A 15,936-nucleotide genomic window follows, 5' to 3' on the forward strand; every position below is an offset into this window, starting at 1 on the left:
GGGAAGGGGCAGGTGCCGAAGCCGGCACCCGCCCCGACCCTGCTGCGGTGGCCTACCTCGCCACGCTCAGTGACAGTGCGAACCGTCCTTCCTCGTCCGTCCACCAGTGGGTCAGGTCCAGCCCCGCCGCGGCCAGTTCGGTGCGCACGCCGTCCCGGCGGAACTTCGCCGAGATCTCCGTGCGCAGTTCCTCGCCGTCGGCGAAGTCGACCGCGAGGTCCAGCGCGTGGATCTTCACCGTCTGCGCCGCACGGGAGCGCAGGCGCATCTCGATCCACTCGTCGCGGGAGTCCCACAGGGCGACGTGGTCGAAGGCGTCGGGATCGAAGTCCGCGCGCAGCTCACGGTTGACGACGGTCAGGACGTTCTTGTTGAAGGCGGCTGTCACGCCGGCCGCGTCGTCGTAGGCGCGCACCAGCACCTTCTCGTCCTTGACCAGGTCCGTGCCGAGCAGCAGCGCGTCGCCGGGGGAGAGGAGGGAGCGGATCGCGGCGTGGAAGGCGGCCCGTTCCGCCGGGAGCAGATTGCCGATCGTGCCGCCGAGGAAGGCGATCAGCCGGGGGCCGGGCGTGTCCGGGAGGGTCAGTCCGGCCGTGAAGTCGGCGATCAGGGCGTGGACGCGGAGGTCCGGACGCTCGGCGACCAGGGCCTGGCCCGCCTGCGTGAGCGCGCTCTCGCTGACGTCGACCGGGACGTAGGTGTCCAGGCCGGTGAGGGCGTCGAGCAGGTGCCTGGTCTTCTCGGAGGAGCCCGAGCCGAGCTCGATCAGGGTGCGGGCACCGGTCGCGGCGGCGATCTCGGTGGCGCGGGCGATGAGGATCTCCCGCTCCGCGCGGGTCGGGTAGTACTCGGGCAGCTCGGTGATCTGCTCGAACAGCTCGCTGCCGCGGGCGTCGTAGAACCACTTCGGCGGCAGCGTCTTGGGTGTGCCGGTCAGGCCCTGCTGGACGTCGGTGCGCAGGGCCGCGTCGGTGGCGTCCTCGGGCAGGGTGCGGGTGAGAAGGAACGGACTCACGTACGGGGCTCCTTCGGCAGTGCGGGTGCCGAGGTGTCGCTCGGCTCCTTGAGAGGGGTGAGCAGCACGTCCGTGCGGCTCGCCGCGAGCAGGGTGCGGTCGGGGACCTCCTGCCAGTGCGGGTCGTCGTCGTAGGGCTCGGACGCCACGACGGTGCCGCGGCCGGGCCGGGCGAGATACCACAGGGTGTCGCCCCAGGTCGTCGCGGTGATCGTCTCGCCGTTGGTGAGCAGGAGGTTGAGCCGTGACCCGGGGGCCGCCTCGGCGACCTCCAGGACCGTGTCGGCCAGCGCCTGCCCCTCGTCGTCGCCGTCGCGCAGCCGCGCCAGGACCAGCGCCCAGACGAGCGCCGAGTCGTTACGGGCCTCCAGCGACAGCACGTCGACGGCGGGCAGCGCGGAGACGAGCGGGGCGAGCGAGCCCGGCCAGCCCTTCACCGCCCCGTTGTGGCTGAACAGCCAGGGCCCGGCGGCGTACGGCGCCGCCGCGGCCTCCGCGTCCGCCCCGGACAGGGTGGCGTCCCGTACGGCGGCCAGCACGGCACCCGAGCGGACGACACGGGCCAGGTCGGCGAAGGACAGGTCGGCCCAGATGGGCCCGGCCCGGCGGTAGCGGGCCGGCACCGGGTCCCCCTCGGCGTACCAACCCACCCCGAAACCATCGGCGTTCACCGTTCCGTGGCGCTGATGGCGGGGCGCCCACGACTGCCGGTACAGAGCGTGCGGGCGCCGCACCAGGACGCTGCCGAGCGGCTCCGCCGGCCCCAGGTAGGCGAGGTGACGGCACATCAGGCGTCCCCCGCGGAGCGGGCGGTGCGGAACCCGGAGAAGATCTGCCGCCGGATCGGGTAGTCCCAGTTGCGGAACGTGCCCCGGCAGGCCACCTGGTCCACGGCGAACGAGCCGCCGCGCAGCACCTTGTAGTCCGGCCCGAAGAACACCTCCGAGTACTCCTTGTACGGGAACGCCTCGAAGCCCGGGTACGGCGCCAGGTCGCTCGACGTCCACTCCCACACGTCGCCGATCAGCTGCCGTACGCCCAGCGGGGACTCGCCCTGCGGGTAGCTGCCGGCCGGGGCGGGGCGCAGATGCCGCTGACCGAGGTTGGCGTGCTCGGGCAGCGGGTCGGCGTCGCCCCACGGGTAGCGCGTCGAACGGCCGGTCGCCGGGTCGTGCCGGGCGGCCTTCTCCCACTCGGCCTCGGTGGGCAGCCGGCGACCGGCCCAGCGGGCGTAGGCGTCGGCCTCGTACCAGCACACGTGCAGCACCGGCTCGTCCGCCGGCACCACCTCGGTGACGCCGAAGCGGCGGCGCAGCCACTGCTTGCCGTCACGGTGCCAGAACAGCGGCGCCTGGATCCGGTGGGTGCGGATGTGCGCCCAGCCCTCGGGCGTCCACCAGCGTGCGTCGTCGTAGCCGCCGTCCTCGATGAACGCCTGGTAGGCGCCGTTGGTGACGGGCGTGGTGTCGATGTGGAAGGACGCGACCTCCCGCCGGTGCGCCGGGCGTTCGTTGTCCAGCGCCCACGGCTCGGTGGAGGTGCCCATGGTGAACGGGCCGCCGGGCACGAGCACTTCGGCCGGACCGGTGAACAGCGGGACGGGGTCGGGGTCGGGGGCGGCCAGGGCCTGCGGGCCCTTGCGGAGCTGATGGGTGATCAGCATCGTTTCGTCGTGCTGCTGTTCGTGCTGGGCGATCATCCCGAAGGCGAAGCCCGCCTCGGTCAGCCGCGTCCCGTGGAAGGCAGCGCCCTCCAGCACGTCCATCACACGGCCGCGCACCTCGGCCGCGTACGTACGCGCCTCGGCGGGCGGCAGCAGCGGCAGCGAGGGCCGTTCGGAGCGCGGGTGCTCGAAGGCGTCGTAGAGGCCGTCGATCTCGGGCCGCATCGCCTCCCGCCCCGCGACCGCCCGCAGCAGCCACAGCTCCTCCTGGTTGCCGATGTGCGCCAGGTCCCACACCAGCGGTGACATCAGCGGCGAGTGCTGGGCGGTGAGGTCGGGCTCCTCGACGCAGCTGGTCAGGAGCGTGGTGCGGGCACGGGCGGTGACGAGTGTGGTCAGCGCCCGCTCGCGGAGCGTCTCCGCGGTGGACTCGTCGATGGGAGGGGCGTCGATGGAGGGGTCGGTCATGTGCGGATGTCCTTCCCGTGCGGGCGCCGGTCCGTGCCGCGCACCCGGTCCAGCAGATCGTCGGCCGGGCTGCGGCCCTGGATGACATAGCGGTCGAGGTACGCCGCCACGGCGTCCGTGACCTCGGTGGTGGCGCCGATCCTGGGCAGGGCCTCCAGCGCCGCGGCGAAGCAGGTGATCGCCGCCTCGTGCAGTTCGGGATCGGCCAGGCCGTCGCGGGCGGCCTCGATCCACAGGGGGTTGTGCGGCGCGGGCAGCGCGAGGGCCCGCTCCGCCAGGGGCTTCACGGTGCGGTACGCCGTCTCGGCGGCCTCCGGATCGTCGAAGAGCGCCGCGGTCACGGCGAGCGGGACGATCCACCCGTCCTCGCCGGGCTGCGCGTCGATCATGCGCAGTTCGAGGAAGCCGCGCGGTCTGACCGGCGGGAACAGGGTCGTGATGTGGTAGTCGAGATCCTCCCTGGTCGGCGGCCTCGGAGCCCCGGACTCGGCCCACTGCCGGAAGGTCAGCCCCTCCGGAACGTCCCAGGGCCCGTCGTCCTTGCGCACGCACATCACCGGCGCGTCCAGGACGTGCCGGGCCCAGGCCCGGCGTGGGTCGCCGTTCAGCGGGGGCGCGCCCGCGCGGCCGGGGCCGATCTCCAGCCACAGCAGCTGCCGGGTGGAGCGCCAGCCCGTGGGCTGCCGGCCGGCGAGCGGGGAGTTGGCGAAGGCGGCCACCAGGACCGCTCCCAGCTGGTGGGCCAGCCACCAGCGCCGCCCGTGGCCGAGGGGGCCGGGCTCCTCGTATCCGCAGTCCAGGCTGATCTGGACGGAGGCCGAGGTGCACATCATGCGGCGGCCGGCCGGTCCGGTCCGGTCGAGACAGGCCTCCAGGGCGTCGTAGCGCGGTTCGCGCAGGAACCGGCGGGGCGCGTGCCATGGATCGTGGCCGATGCCGACGAGGCCGAGTCCCTGCGCGGTGAGGACCGCGCGGACGGCGTCGAGGTCGGCGGAGACGGTGCGGATGCACTCCATCAAGGAGGCGGCGGGCGGCGAGCTGAGCTCCAGCTGACCGCCGGGCTCTATGGTGAGCGCCGACCTCAGAGGTACGTTCCGCAGAGCGGCGTAGGCCGCTTCGAGTCGATCGGTTGTGACGGGGAGCTGCGGTGTGCGCAGCTCGTGGACGAGCCATTCCACCTCCACACCGACGGTGCGCGGTGGGCCGGTCTTGAAACAGATGCCCCGGACCAGTGCCTCCACCTCGGGCGGGGTGAGGGCGGTGCGGGGCTCCGTACAGTCGGGCGCCGGAGTGGTACTCGGCGTATCGGACATGCCAGGAACCTCCTGAGATTCGAGTGTGCCGCCGCCCCGGGCCGTCAGGTGCCCGGACGGCAGCACTCGTCCCACCCAAGACCCTCACGCCGAATCGCACAAGGGTGCGTATCTGTACGTTCCGGCTCGGTAATCTCCTCACTCCACGCGTTCGCCGGGGTTTTCCCGGCCGTTCGCGCTTCCGGAAACTCTGTTGCACGGCTAGACCAGCATCGCCCAGGATCGGTCCATGAGCACGACGGGGGAGAACGCGCGGCGCGCGCGCACGGCGCTCACGGGGGTGGCGCCGTGAGCGCGCGCCTGCGCGGCATCGCGCAGCAGACGGAAGAGATCGTCGCGGCGGGGATGTATCGCACCTCCGACGGGCGCGAGAGGCCGATCGCCCAGGCGGTGCGGTCGGCGCGGGCCGGGACGCGGATGTACGGACCGGAGCCGGTCCGGGTGGCGCCGGTGACCGGGGCCGACACCTTCTTCGAGGTCACCGGCGAGAGCAGCCTGCAGGCCGCGCGCCGGCTCGGCGGCGAGGTCGCGGTGCTCAACTTCGCCTCGGCCCGCAACCCCGGCGGCGGCTACCTCAACGGCGCCCAGGCGCAGGAGGAGGCCCTGTGCCGCGCCTCCGCGCTGTACGCGTGCCTGGTCGAGGTGCGGGAGTTCTACGACCATCACCGCACCCACCGCGACCCGTTCTACACCGACCGTGTCATCCACTCACCGGCGGTGCCCGTCTTCCGCGACGACCGCGGCGGCCTGCTGGACGAGCCGTACACCGCGGGCTTCCTGACCGCGGCGGCTCCGAACGCGGGCGTGATCAGGCGCAGGGCACCGGAGCGGGCGGGTGAGCTGCCGCGGGCTCTGGCCGTGCGCGCCGAGCGGGTGCTGGAGACGGCCGTGGCCCATGGCTACCGCCGACTGGTGCTCGGCGCCTGGGGCTGCGGGGTGTTCCAGAATGATCCGGCGCAGGTGGCGGCTGCCTTCCGTGGACTGCTCGGACCCGGCGGCCGCTTCGAGCACATCGCCTTCGGGATTCTGGACCGTACGGTGGGCAACACGGTGCGCGGGGCGTTCGTGCGGGCGTTCCCGGAGCGGCAGCTTCAGCCGTAGGCGTGGCCGGCCAGGTGGTGAGGCCCCCGCAGACGGGGGATGCGGCGGGGGCCTCGTCCAGGTAGACGGCGGAATGGGGCTATGAGTTCCTGGCCGGGACCTGTTTTCCGGCCGGTGTCGTGACGGCGTCCAGCGGGGCGCGGCCGATCCGCATGCCGGGGCGGCGGCGGTGCACGGTCAGATAGGCGAGGCCGTCGTCGCCCGCGGTGATGCTGCGGGTGGATCCGTGGGGGAGCCAGACCAGTGCGCCGGGGGTGAGGGGCTGCGGCTCCCGGCCCGGGCCGTCTGCGTCCCGGTCACCGAGGGTGCCGCCGCCCGAGACGATCAGCAGCAGCACGTCCAGGTCCGGTTCCGCGTGCCGCGCGACCTGACCGCCGGGGGCCAACCGCACCAGATTGGCGTCGAGTTGGCGCCCGCTCTCGGTGAGCTTCCACGCCACGGCGGCCTCGGAGGGTGCCGCGGCGGCCAGGGCGGCGGTGTCGCAGAGGATGCGCGCGGTCGGCCCGTCCGGCGCGTGGCCTCCCTGTGTCTCGGCGCTGGTCATCGGCTGCCCCTTCCTCCCTCTCGCCTGCCCCCCAGCGTGCCGTAGAATTGTTACAGCTTCTGCTTGGAGAAAATAGTCGCAGGTGGCACCGCAGGTGTGGGAAAGAAGGGGGCGTCGGAATGTCTCGTGCGCGTGAGCGCGTCAGCCCGCGTCGCCGTGAAGTCCTCGACGTGCTGCGCGCGGCCCCGGATCCGCTCGGTGTCGCGGAAGCGGCCGAGCGGCTCGGCGTCCACCCCAACACCGTGCGGTTCCATCTGCGGGCGCTGGTCGAGGAAGGGCTCGTCGAGCCCGAGGTGCTGGAGCCGTCCGGGCCGGGACGGCCGCGTACGGTCTACGTTCCGCGGCCGGGCAGGGACCGCGGCGGGGCCCGCCGCTACCGGATGCTTGCGCGGATGCTGCTCGGCCGACTGGCGGCGGACGGGCCCGGCGCGCGGTCCACGGTCGTGGAGGCGGGGGAGGTCTGGGGCCGTTCCCTGTCCGAACCGTCCGCGCCGCCGTCCGCTCGGCCCGCCGCCGACGAGGCCGTCACCCGGCTCGTAGGACTGCTGGACGACCTCGGCTTCGACCCGGTCGCCTCCACGAGCGGCGGAGGCGACGGCGGAACGCCGTCACCGATCCGGCTGCGGCACTGTCCCTTCCTGGAACTCGCCGAGGAGCACCCGCAGTTGGTGTGTCCCCTCCATCTGTCCTTGATGCAGGGGGCGTTGGCCGGGATGCGCGCCCCGCTGACGGCGACGCATCTCGAACCGTTCGCCGAACCCGACGCGTGTCTGGCCCATCTGGCGCCCGTACCGCGAGAGATGGCAGAAGGGCGGGCCTGATGTACCCCACGTGGGCCGCGGCGGCGGTCGCGATGACGTTCGTCTGGCTCGGCATGGTGCTCGCGATCTCGTTCCTGGAGGCGCCGCTGAAGTTCCGCGCCCCCGGCGTGACCATCCCGCTCGGGCTGGGGATCGGGCGGCTGGTCTTCCGGGCACTGAACCTCGTCGAGGCGGTGCTCGCCGTGGCGGTCGTGGTGGCGGTCGTCGTCGGCGACGCGCCGACGGAGGTGGTGGCCCCGGTCGTCGCCACGGTGGTCCTGCTCCTCGCACAGCTGCTCGTGGTGCGCCCGCGGCTGAACCGCAGGTCGGACCGGATCCTGGCGGGCGAGGACCTGCCGCGCTCCCACGAGCACCTCTACTACGTCGGCCTGGAGCTGGCGAAGGTCGCGGCACTGATCGCGCTGGGCGCGGGCCTGTTGACCGTCGGCTGACGGTGCCGGGGGGACCACCAGGCCCGCCGGCGACCTCCGGAGGCCACAGCGTCCAGCGGGCTCGTCAGCCGTGCGGCCCCACGGGCCGGTGAACCTTCCCGCTCACAGCCCTAGCTCCAGCCGTACCGCTCGGCCAACCGCCGGCGCACCAGGTCGAACCGCCCCCGGTCCAGGGCGCAGGCCTCGCGGCGCATGCCGTCCTCGTGGAGGCGCAGGACGCGGTCGACGTCGACCCAGGAGTCGCGGCCGGTGCGGTCCCAGGGGCCGCTGCCGATGGCCACCCACTCGCGGTCGCCGTCGTGGCGCTTGCTGGAGAGCTGGACGGCGAGCAGGGTGCTGCCGGCCTCGCGGGCGACGACGAGCACGGGGCGGTCCTTGCCGCGGCCGTCGTTCTCCTCGAAGGGCACCCAGGTCCACACGATCTCGCCGGGGTCGGGGTCGCCGTCGTGCGCCGGGGCGTACTCGGTGCGCACCCTGCCGACCTGGCGCGGGTCGGCCTCGGTGGTGGCGGTGGGGCCGTAGCGGCCGGGGACGTTCTCATCGGTGTAGGCGGTCACGGAGGCACCTTAGACGGCGCGGGTGCCGGATCCCGCACCGCCTCTTCCTCCGCCTCCCTCCCCACCGCCACCCGCTGCGCCGGCGAAACCGCGCTCCCGCGCCTAACCCGGCACCACGAGGGACCCCCGCCCTGCTCACCCACCCGGCTCCTCCCCAGCGCCGGTCATCTTCCGCGCGTCCGCACGGAGCTCGGCCGGCGCGATGACCGCCGTCGACGCCTGCGGGAGCGGTGGAAGCGTCCGGCCCAGGCGCGCGAGCGGGGACAGGGCCATCAGCGCCGGCGACAGGTGCATGCCCGCGGCCGTCACCAGGAGGCTGGTGCGCGTCCCCCACGCCTCCGCGAGGAAGCCGCCGAGCAGCGAGCCGAGCGCCGCCAGGCCCATGCCGACGCAGTTGATCGTCGCGGCGGCGCGGCCCTGCATCGCGTCCGGAGTGACGGTCTGCCGGACCGCCATGAGCGTGACGTTCACCAGCTGGCCGAAGGTCCCGCCGAGCGTCAGGACGGCGAAGAGCGGCAGAACCAGCAGACTTGCCTGTTCGCCCAGTTGGGATGCCGTCTGGCCCAGCCAGAGCCTGCGGAAGTCGCCGTCCCGCCACAGGCCTGAAGAGGAGGAGGCGGAAGAGGAGGAGCCGGAAGAGGACGGGGAGGAAGAGGACGCGGCGGAAGAGGACGGCACAGGGACCCCTCGGGGGACCGAAGACGAGACCCGCGAGCCGGCGCACGACCATGATGCGCACGGCCCTGTCAGGCAGCGGGAAAGGAAGGCTCGCCGTGCCGCGCGTCAAGGGCGGCACGCGATGACGGGCCGCTCACGGCCTCATACGTCAACGCGTGCTCTGGCGACCGACCATGTCCTCGTTCCTCGCGCATCACCGGAGTCACTGACCGGGTGCACCCTAACGCCCGCTCGTGCGGCCCCGAAAGGCGATTTCGGAGCCCAACCGCCCTCCGCTCAGGCCGCCGAGGCGTCCGTGACGGCCCGTCCCGGCGGCCACGCCTCGTGCCAGCGCAGCTCGGACTCCAGTTGCGCGGCGAGCGAGATGAGCAGCGGCTCGCTGCCCGCGGGCCCGAGCAGCTGCGCCCCGACGGGCAGCCCGCCGGCGACGAAGCCGGCGGGGACGTTGACGCCGGGCCAGCCGAGGACGTTCCACGGCCAGGCGTACGGGCAGGCGGCGATCATCGCACGGTCGGTGGCGAAGCCGCTCAGCGGCAGCATCGCGCCGATGCGCGGCGGGGGAGCGGCCGTCGTCGGCGCGAGGACGACGTCGTACGACTCGAAGAAGCCGCCGATCCGGCGGTGCAGTACGGCCTCCGCGCGCCGGGCGGCCCGCAGCGGTGCGCCGCCGAGCAGTCGGCCCAGCCGGGCGGCGTCACGGGTGCGGCGGTCGAGCAGCGCGGGGAACGGCGCCTCGGCCACACGCTCGGCGAGCCCGGCGGTGGCGCGGGGGATGAAGGTGAGCCCGATCTGCCCGTAGGGCGGGTCGGCCTCCTCGACCACATGCCCCAACGCGCTGATTTTTTCCGCCAGTTGCACGACCCGCGCCCGCACCTCCGGCTGCAGGCGCGCGGGCAGGGCGGTGAACGGCGGCTTGAGGGCGAGCGCGACGCGCAGCCGTCCGGGCTCGCGCCCGACGGCCTCGGACGCGTGGATGCGCGTCGGGCGGTGCGGATCGAGATCGTGGTTGCCGCTCGCCGCGTCGAGCAGCAGGGCCGCGTCCGCCACCGTACGGGCGAGGGTGCCGTTGACGGTGATGCCCTGGAAGGACTCGCCGCGCGGCCAGGTGGAGATGCGGCCGCGCTGGGGCTTGATGCCGATGAGATGGGTCCAGGAGGCGGGGATGCGGACCGAGCCGGCTCCGTCCGAGCCGAGGGCGGCGGGTACGAGCCCGGCGGCGACGGCCGCCGCCGACCCGCCGGACGAGCCGCCGGGGGTGTGCTCGGTGCTCCACGGGTTGCGGGTCGCACCGAACGCCGGGCCCTCGGTGAAGGGCCACTGCCCGAGCTCGCAGGTGTTGGTCTTGCCGATGATGACGGCCCCGGCCGCCCGCAGCCGCCGTACGGCCTCGCCGTCCTCGGCGACGGGCGGGAAGTCCCCGTCGCACCCGAAGGCGGTCGGCTCACCGGCGACGTCCATGTCGTCCTTGACGGCGACGGGCACGCCGAGCAGCGGCTTCCGCACACCGGCGGCGAGTTCCCCGTCGGCGGCGCCGGCCTCGGCCGACGCGGCCTCGGTCCGTACGATCCGGAAGGCGTTGACGGTGGACCGGCTCGCCTCGATACGCGCCAGCGCCTGTTCGACGAGCGCCCGGGAGCTCACCTCCCCGTCGGCCAGCGCACGGGCGGTCTCCGCGAGACCTGCGGCACGATCGGGCGTCATGCGGGCACCTCCGGTGGCGCGGCGTGTTCTCTACCGAACAGTAACCTCTGGGGGGCGGAGCGGGGAACGGGCGCGGCCCGGTCAACGGGCGCGGCCCGGTCAACGGTCCGTGGGGAGCCGACCCGGCCGGCTGCCCAGCACACGCCTCCGCGGCCGCTTCCTTGTGCCGGTCGGCGCACACCGCATCGGCCGCCGGTTCCGGCGGCGGTGTCACATATCGCGGACCTGTTCTGTCTTAGTGGATGAGCGCACCGCACCCGGTGCGCGCCCGCCCTTTGCACCGGTCGAAACGAGAACGTCCGTGGACACGCAGAACAGCCCGATGGCGCAGGGGCCGCCGAGGCCGCCACGACGGCGCGGATCGCCACGCGCGGCCGCCTCGCGAGCTCCTTCGGGGCGGCCGAACCGGAACGTGCCGCCCTGCCGCCCTGCCGCCCTGCCGCGTGCCGCCCTGCCGCCCTGCCGCGTGCCGCGTGCCGCCGTGCCGGCCGGGGCGGTGTCCTGATGTGCGCCGCGGGTCGGGCGGGCGCCGGGGCCGTGCGCCGAACCCGGCGGGGCAGAGCGCTTCTTCGGCAACCCGGCTCGGCCGAGCGGCGCCGCCGGCCCGTCCCGCGGCGAGGGGACTCGCCCGATGCGCCCCCGTCCCCGCCCGGCGGACCGCTCTTCGGGCAGTCCGATCCGAACCGGCCGGGAAGGGCTCAACAGGACGTACCGCACGACCTGCTGCATAGTGCCCGGCCGACGTGAGCAAGCTTTCCATGGCGGTCCGGCCATGTTCGGGACGGCGACGGGCGCGCCGTACGCGCTCAAGGGCCCCAGGCACGGCACCTGCCCCCTCGCACGCGCTCGCGACCCTCTCTGGAGGTGCACCATGGACGCAGGCAAGGAGGCCGCACGCGGCCTGAACGACATCGACGACTTCCTGTACCGGGAGGCGCATCTGCGGGCCGCGCACCGGCGCGTGGACGAGTTCACCGCCCGGACTCAGGGGCTGACCCGCGGGCAGAAGACGGACATCGAGCGCTGGTATCTGGACGAGCAGGCCTACGTCGCCCGCATGGTGACCGATCACATCGCCGCCCGCATCGGCGAGATGGAGGCGCAGCACCGCATGCGTCTCGGCCGATGGCTCCGCGGAACCCTGATCGGCATGGCCGTGATCACCACCGCACTGATCACGACGTGCGTCACGGTGATCCTCGCGGTGTCGCGCTGAACAAGCGCCCGACGCACCGCACTTGACGCCCGCGCGGGCCGGTCAAGCCATGATCGGGCAGCTTTTTGACCATGGTCCGTTCAAGAAAGGAACATGATCGTCTCAGGGACGGCAAAGGAACGTTCCCGCTTCAACTTTCCACCTTGTTGACGTGGCCCCGACATTCGTACGGTCTCCGCGGCCACGGCGCACACCCCGCGCCGAGGTCGTACCGCGCACCCCCCACAGCCCTTCCCGGTTCATCCACCATGCGGAGGACGTACGTTGCGCAGAACCGTTTCCCTCACCGCCGTGGCCGCACTTGCCACAGCCACCCTCGCCCTGGCCGCCCCTGACGGTCAGGCGGCCCAGGTCACCGACTCCCCCTCGCACGGCGTCACCGTCGCCCACGCCTGCGCCGCCCCGACGAAGAAGGGCGAGATGGCCTGCAACGCCTTGCAGGTCACCGCGGGCACCCCGGCGTCCGCGCATGCCGAGAGCGCCCTGGCTGCCGCCGCTCCTTCCGGCTACGGCCCCGCCTCACTCCAGGCGGCGTACAACCTGCCCTCCGCGAGCGGGGGTTCGGGCCAGACGGTGGCGATCGTCGACGCCTACGACGACCCGAACGCCGAGTCCGACCTCGCCGTCTACCGTGCCCAGTACGGACTGCCCGCCTGCACCACGGCCAACGGCTGCTTCACGAAGGTGGACCAGAACGGCGGTACCAGCTACCCGCGCGGAGACTCCGGCTGGGCCGAGGAGATCTCCCTCGACGTCGACATGGTCAGCGCGGCGTGCCCGAACTGCAAGATCATGCTCGTCGAGGCCGGTTCGGCCAGCATGACCAACCTGGGCACGGCCGTGAACACCGCCGTGCGGCTGGGGGCGAAGTACGTCTCCAACAGCTACGGCGGCTCCGAGTCCTCCAGCGACTCGACCTACGACTCCAGCTACTTCGACCACCCGGGTGTGGCCATCACCGTCTCCTCCGGCGACAACGGCTACGGAGTCGAGTACCCGGCGGCGTCCAAGTACGTGACGGCGGTGGGCGGCACGTCCCTGAAGACCGCCTCGACCTCCCGCGGCTGGACCGACACGGTCTGGAGCGGAGCGGGCTCCGGCTGCTCCGCCCACGACGCCAAGCCCGGCTGGCAGAAGGACACCGGCTGCGCCGACCGCACGGTGGCGGACGTGTCGGCGGTCGCCGACCCGAACACCGGTGTCGCGGTCTACGACACCTTCCGCGCGGCCTCCGGCTGGATGGTCTTCGGCGGTACCAGCGCCTCCTCCCCGCTGATCGCGGCGACCTACGCGCTGGGCGGCGCCCCGTCCGCGGGTTCCTACCCGGCGTCGTTCCCGTATGCGCACCCCTCGGCGCTGTACGACGTCACCAGCGGCTCCAACGGGAGCTGCGGCGGCTCCTACCTGTGCACCGGGGCCACCGGGTACGACGGCCCGTCCGGGCTCGGCGTCCCGAACGGCACCGCCGCGTTCACCGGATGAACCATCCCGTGAAACGGGCCGGTTCGCAGTCCGGCCCGGAGCGCGGAGTACCGGCGGCCGGGCGGTAGGGCCGACGTGTCGCCCGGCCGGGTTCGTCCCGGGCCGGGTGACACGACGCGCCGGCCGCGCGCTGGAAGAGTGTCCGGCACGGGCTGAACCGATCACGGGTGACCGCCAGCCGGTCAGGCCCGTGCACCTCCCAGACCACTTCCGTGGTGCTCCTGACGCCCCCCCGGGAGCGGCACGGGGAGGGACCGGGGTGGCCTGCTTCCTCCCACGCAAGGGTGCGGGCCACCCCACGGCGTCCGGCCGACCTGTCTGCTCAGGCCGACGTGCCGACTGGCCGCGGCGAGGTGTGGCACGTCCGGCCGGCAGCCCTGTGTCCTCCCGGGCGGCTGTGCCGGCCGGGACGGGAGCACGACCCCTGCAGCGGGCGGACGGCAGCGGCGTGGTGTACGGCGAGGATCCCCGCGGCGGAGTCGGACCGGCGTGTCCCCGCGGCGACGCGGACCTCGTCGACGCATACCGTGACGCCGCCCTCGGCGACACGGCCACGGTGCCCTGAGCACCGTATCCGGTACAGGCCGGCCGGTGGCCCGGTCCGACGGGCGACGTCCTGGTGGTGCCCCCGTCCGAACCCGACACGTACGGCCTCTCCGCCCCGGACACGTACGACGTCGTCCACCGGCAGCCGGCCGGGCACGAGACGTCACGGTGGTGGTGACGCGGGCCCGCCAGGCGTACCTCGCCCCTTCATCAGGTCAAGCGTCCCGGACCCTTGACTCATGAAGGGCTCCCCGCCATCCTCCCCTCAGTATTGCGCGGGTCATGACAAGCTCACCGACCGGTCAAGCCCGCCGTCCCGCCGACTGAGAGGCGTGGGAAGTGACGCTGACTCGACGCTGGTACCGCAGACGCAAGAACGTCACCGTGTTGTCGCTGCTCTTCCTGGTGCTGGCCATGACCCTTGGCCCCACCCCGAGTTCCGCGGCCGCCGGGGACTGGTGGATCCCGACCGCGCGCCCCGCCCCGGACTCCGGGATCGGCGTGACGGGCGAACCGTTCACCGGCACCGACTCCGCGGGCGAGGTGCGCGGGTTCGTCGACGCGCACAATCACCTGTTCTCCAACGAGGCGTTCGGCGGGCGGCTGATCTGCGGCAAGGTCTTCTCCGAGGCCGGGGTCGCCGACGCCCTCAAGGACTGCCCCGAGCACTACCCCGACGGCACGCTCGCCGTCTTCGACTACATCACCCACGGCGGCGACGGACGGCACGATCCGGTCGGCTGGCCGACCTTCAAGGACTGGCCGGCGTACGACTCGATGACCCACCAGGCCGACTACTACGCCTGGTTGGAGCGCGCCTGGCGCGGCGGCCAGCGGGTCCTCGTCAACGACCTCGTCACCAACGGCGTGATCTGCTCGGTCTACCCCTTCAAGGACCGCAGCTGCGACGAGATGACCTCGATCCGGCTCCAGGCGAAGATGACGTACCGGCTCCAGGACTACATCGACACGATGTACGGCGGCGCCGGCAAGGGCTGGTTCCGGATCGTCACCGACAGCGCCCAGGCCCGTGAGGTCGTCAAGCAGGGCAAGCTGGCGGTGATCCTGGGCGTCGAGACCTCCGAGCCGTTCGGCTGCAAGCAGATCCTGGACATCCCGCAGTGCAGCAAGGCCGACATCGACAAGGGACTCGACGAGTTGTACGGGCTCGGCGTGCGCTCGATGTTCCTGTGCCACAAGTTCGACAACGCGCTGTGCGGCGTGCGCTTCGACTCCGGCAGCCTCGGAACGGCCATCGACGTCGGACAGTTCCTGTCGACCGGCACCTTCTGGCAGACCGAGAAGTGCACCGGCCCGCAGCACGACAACCCCATCGGCAACGCGTCCTCCGGCGCGGCGAAGGACCTGCCGGCCGGAGTGGCCGTCCCGTCCTACGACAGCGACGCCCAGTGCAACAAACGCGGGCTCACCGACCTCGGCGAGTACGCCGTGCACGGCATGATGAAGCGCAAGATGATGCTGGAGGTCGACCACATGAGCGTCAAGGCGGTCGGGCGGGTGCTCGACATCTTCGACGCCGCGTCCTACCCCGGCGTGATCTCCTCGCACAGCTGGATGGACGCCGGCTGGACCGAACGGGTCTACTCCCTCGGTGGCTTCGTCGCCCAGTACATGCACGGTTCGGAGGGGTTCGCCGCGGAGGCGAAGCGCACCGAGGCGCTGCGCGACAAGTACCACGTGGGCTACGGCTTCGGCACCGACTTCAACGGCGTCGGCAGCCATCCCGCCCCGCGCGGCGCGGACGCCCCGAACAAGGTCACCTACCCCTTCAGGAGCGTCGACGGCGGCTCGGTCGTCGACCGACTCACCACCGGGCAGCGCACGTTCGACTTCAACACCGACGGCGGCGCCCACGTCGGCATGATCCCGGACTGGATCGAGGACATCCGGAAGGTCGGCGGCCAGGGCGTGGTGGACGACCTCTTCCGCGGCGCCGAGTCCTACCTGGACACCCTGAGTGCGACCGAGCAGCACCAGGCGTCGGTCGATCTCGCCAAGGGCCGCACGGCGAAGGCCAGTTCGTCCGAGTGGAGCCTCTTCACCAGCTACCGGCCGGGCCGGGCCGTGGACGGCGACGGCGGCACCCGGTGGGCCAGCGACTGGAGCGACGACCAGTGGTGGCAGGTCGATCTGGGGGCCACGAACCTGGTCGGCCGCGTCACGCTCGACTGGGAGCGGGCGTACGGGAAGGCGTACCGCATCGAGGTCTCCACCGACGGCACGAACTGGCGGACCGTCTGGTCCACCACCTCCGGCGACGGCGGCCTGGACACGGCCAGGTTCGCCGGCACCCCGGCCCGCTATGTTCGCGTACAGGGCCTTCAGCGCGGCACGAACTGGGGATACTCGCTCTACGACGTCGGCGTGCACAGCGCCTGA

General features: G+C 72.9%; 13 protein-coding genes and 1 pseudogene. 6 read left to right on the plus strand and 8 right to left on the minus strand.

The window, feature by feature from the left end:
* Positions 1-52: 52 nt before the first annotated feature.
* The 4 genes from egtD to egtA are packed head-to-tail and all read right to left on the minus strand — an operon-like array spanning position 53 to position 4,459.
* Positions 53-1,015: an L-histidine N(alpha)-methyltransferase gene (gene egtD, locus ACIRPX_RS09515; RefSeq protein WP_404190660.1), complete on the minus strand. Its 963-nt coding sequence runs from the start codon at positions 1,013-1,015 to the stop codon at positions 53-55.
* Entirely contained in the window at positions 1,012-1,803 is a 792-nt protein-coding gene (egtC, locus tag ACIRPX_RS09520) for an ergothioneine biosynthesis protein EgtC (protein ID WP_404190663.1), read from the minus strand. Before egtC ends, egtD begins: the two co-directional genes overlap by 4 nt.
* Positions 1,803-3,146, minus strand: a complete 1,344-nt coding sequence (gene egtB / locus ACIRPX_RS09525) for an ergothioneine biosynthesis protein EgtB (protein ID WP_404190665.1) — start codon at positions 3,144-3,146, stop codon at positions 1,803-1,805. The genes egtC and egtB overlap by 1 nt, the downstream gene beginning before the upstream one ends.
* Positions 3,143-4,459 carry an ergothioneine biosynthesis glutamate--cysteine ligase EgtA gene (gene egtA, locus ACIRPX_RS09530; protein ID WP_404190668.1) on the minus strand — a complete coding sequence of 439 codons (1,317 nt, stop codon included), beginning with the start codon at positions 4,457-4,459 and terminating at the stop codon, positions 3,143-3,145. The genes egtB and egtA overlap by 4 nt, the downstream gene beginning before the upstream one ends.
* A 288-nt stretch (positions 4,460-4,747) precedes the next feature.
* On the opposite strand from egtA, the gene ACIRPX_RS09535 reads away from it, so the two are divergent.
* On the plus strand, positions 4,748-5,560 hold the full coding sequence (locus tag ACIRPX_RS09535; protein WP_404190671.1) for a TIGR02452 family protein: 813 nt from the start codon (positions 4,748-4,750) through the stop codon (positions 5,558-5,560).
* Between the two features lie 79 nt (positions 5,561-5,639).
* Here the strand turns inward: ACIRPX_RS09535 and ACIRPX_RS09540 are convergent, their stop codons facing one another.
* A complete protein-coding gene (locus ACIRPX_RS09540; protein WP_404190673.1) occupies positions 5,640-6,104 on the minus strand; it encodes a hypothetical protein in 465 nt (154 codons plus the stop codon).
* Positions 6,105-6,223: 119 nt separating this feature from the next.
* On the opposite strand from ACIRPX_RS09540, the gene ACIRPX_RS09545 reads away from it, so the two are divergent.
* The gene (locus ACIRPX_RS09545) at positions 6,224-6,925 is read left to right on the plus strand and encodes a helix-turn-helix transcriptional regulator (protein ID WP_404190677.1); all 702 of its coding nucleotides are present in this window, start codon (positions 6,224-6,226) and stop codon (positions 6,923-6,925) included.
* The gene (locus tag ACIRPX_RS09550; RefSeq protein ID WP_404190680.1) at positions 6,925-7,356 is read left to right on the plus strand and encodes a hypothetical protein; all 432 of its coding nucleotides are present in this window, start codon (positions 6,925-6,927) and stop codon (positions 7,354-7,356) included. The genes ACIRPX_RS09545 and ACIRPX_RS09550 overlap by 1 nt, the downstream gene beginning before the upstream one ends.
* 110 nt (positions 7,357-7,466) lie before the next feature.
* Here ACIRPX_RS09550 and ACIRPX_RS09555 read toward each other — a convergent pair whose 3' ends face one another.
* From ACIRPX_RS09555 to ACIRPX_RS09565, 3 genes and pseudogenes are all read right to left on the minus strand, one after another.
* On the minus strand, positions 7,467-7,913 hold the full coding sequence (locus ACIRPX_RS09555) for a type II toxin-antitoxin system PemK/MazF family toxin (protein WP_404190683.1): 447 nt from the start codon (positions 7,911-7,913) through the stop codon (positions 7,467-7,469).
* A 135-nt stretch (positions 7,914-8,048) separates the two neighbouring features.
* Positions 8,049-8,411 (minus strand): annotated as a pseudogene (locus tag ACIRPX_RS09560) (hypothetical protein); the annotation flags it as partial.
* A gap of 456 nt (positions 8,412-8,867) precedes the next feature.
* On the minus strand, positions 8,868-10,292 hold the full coding sequence (locus tag ACIRPX_RS09565) for an amidase (RefSeq protein WP_404190685.1): 1,425 nt from the start codon (positions 10,290-10,292) through the stop codon (positions 8,868-8,870).
* 871 nt (positions 10,293-11,163) lie between these two features.
* Between ACIRPX_RS09565 and ACIRPX_RS09570 the strand changes: the two genes are divergently transcribed.
* The 3 genes from ACIRPX_RS09570 to ACIRPX_RS09580 all read left to right on the plus strand — a co-directional run bounded on the left by ACIRPX_RS09570 (position 11,164) and on the right by ACIRPX_RS09580 (position 15,936).
* Positions 11,164-11,508, plus strand: a complete 345-nt coding sequence (locus ACIRPX_RS09570) for a hypothetical protein (protein ID WP_404190686.1) — start codon at positions 11,164-11,166, stop codon at positions 11,506-11,508.
* 264 nt (positions 11,509-11,772) lie between these two features.
* Entirely contained in the window at positions 11,773-12,990 is a 1,218-nt protein-coding gene (locus ACIRPX_RS09575) for a peptidase S8 (protein WP_404190688.1), read from the plus strand.
* An 885-nt stretch (positions 12,991-13,875) separates the two neighbouring features.
* The gene (locus tag ACIRPX_RS09580) at positions 13,876-15,936 is read left to right on the plus strand and encodes a discoidin domain-containing protein (protein ID WP_404190690.1); all 2,061 of its coding nucleotides are present in this window, start codon (positions 13,876-13,878) and stop codon (positions 15,934-15,936) included.

The organism is Streptomyces sp. NPDC101225, from assembly GCF_044767585.1.
Taxonomy (GTDB): Bacteria; Actinomycetota; Actinomycetes; order Streptomycetales; family Streptomycetaceae; genus Streptomyces.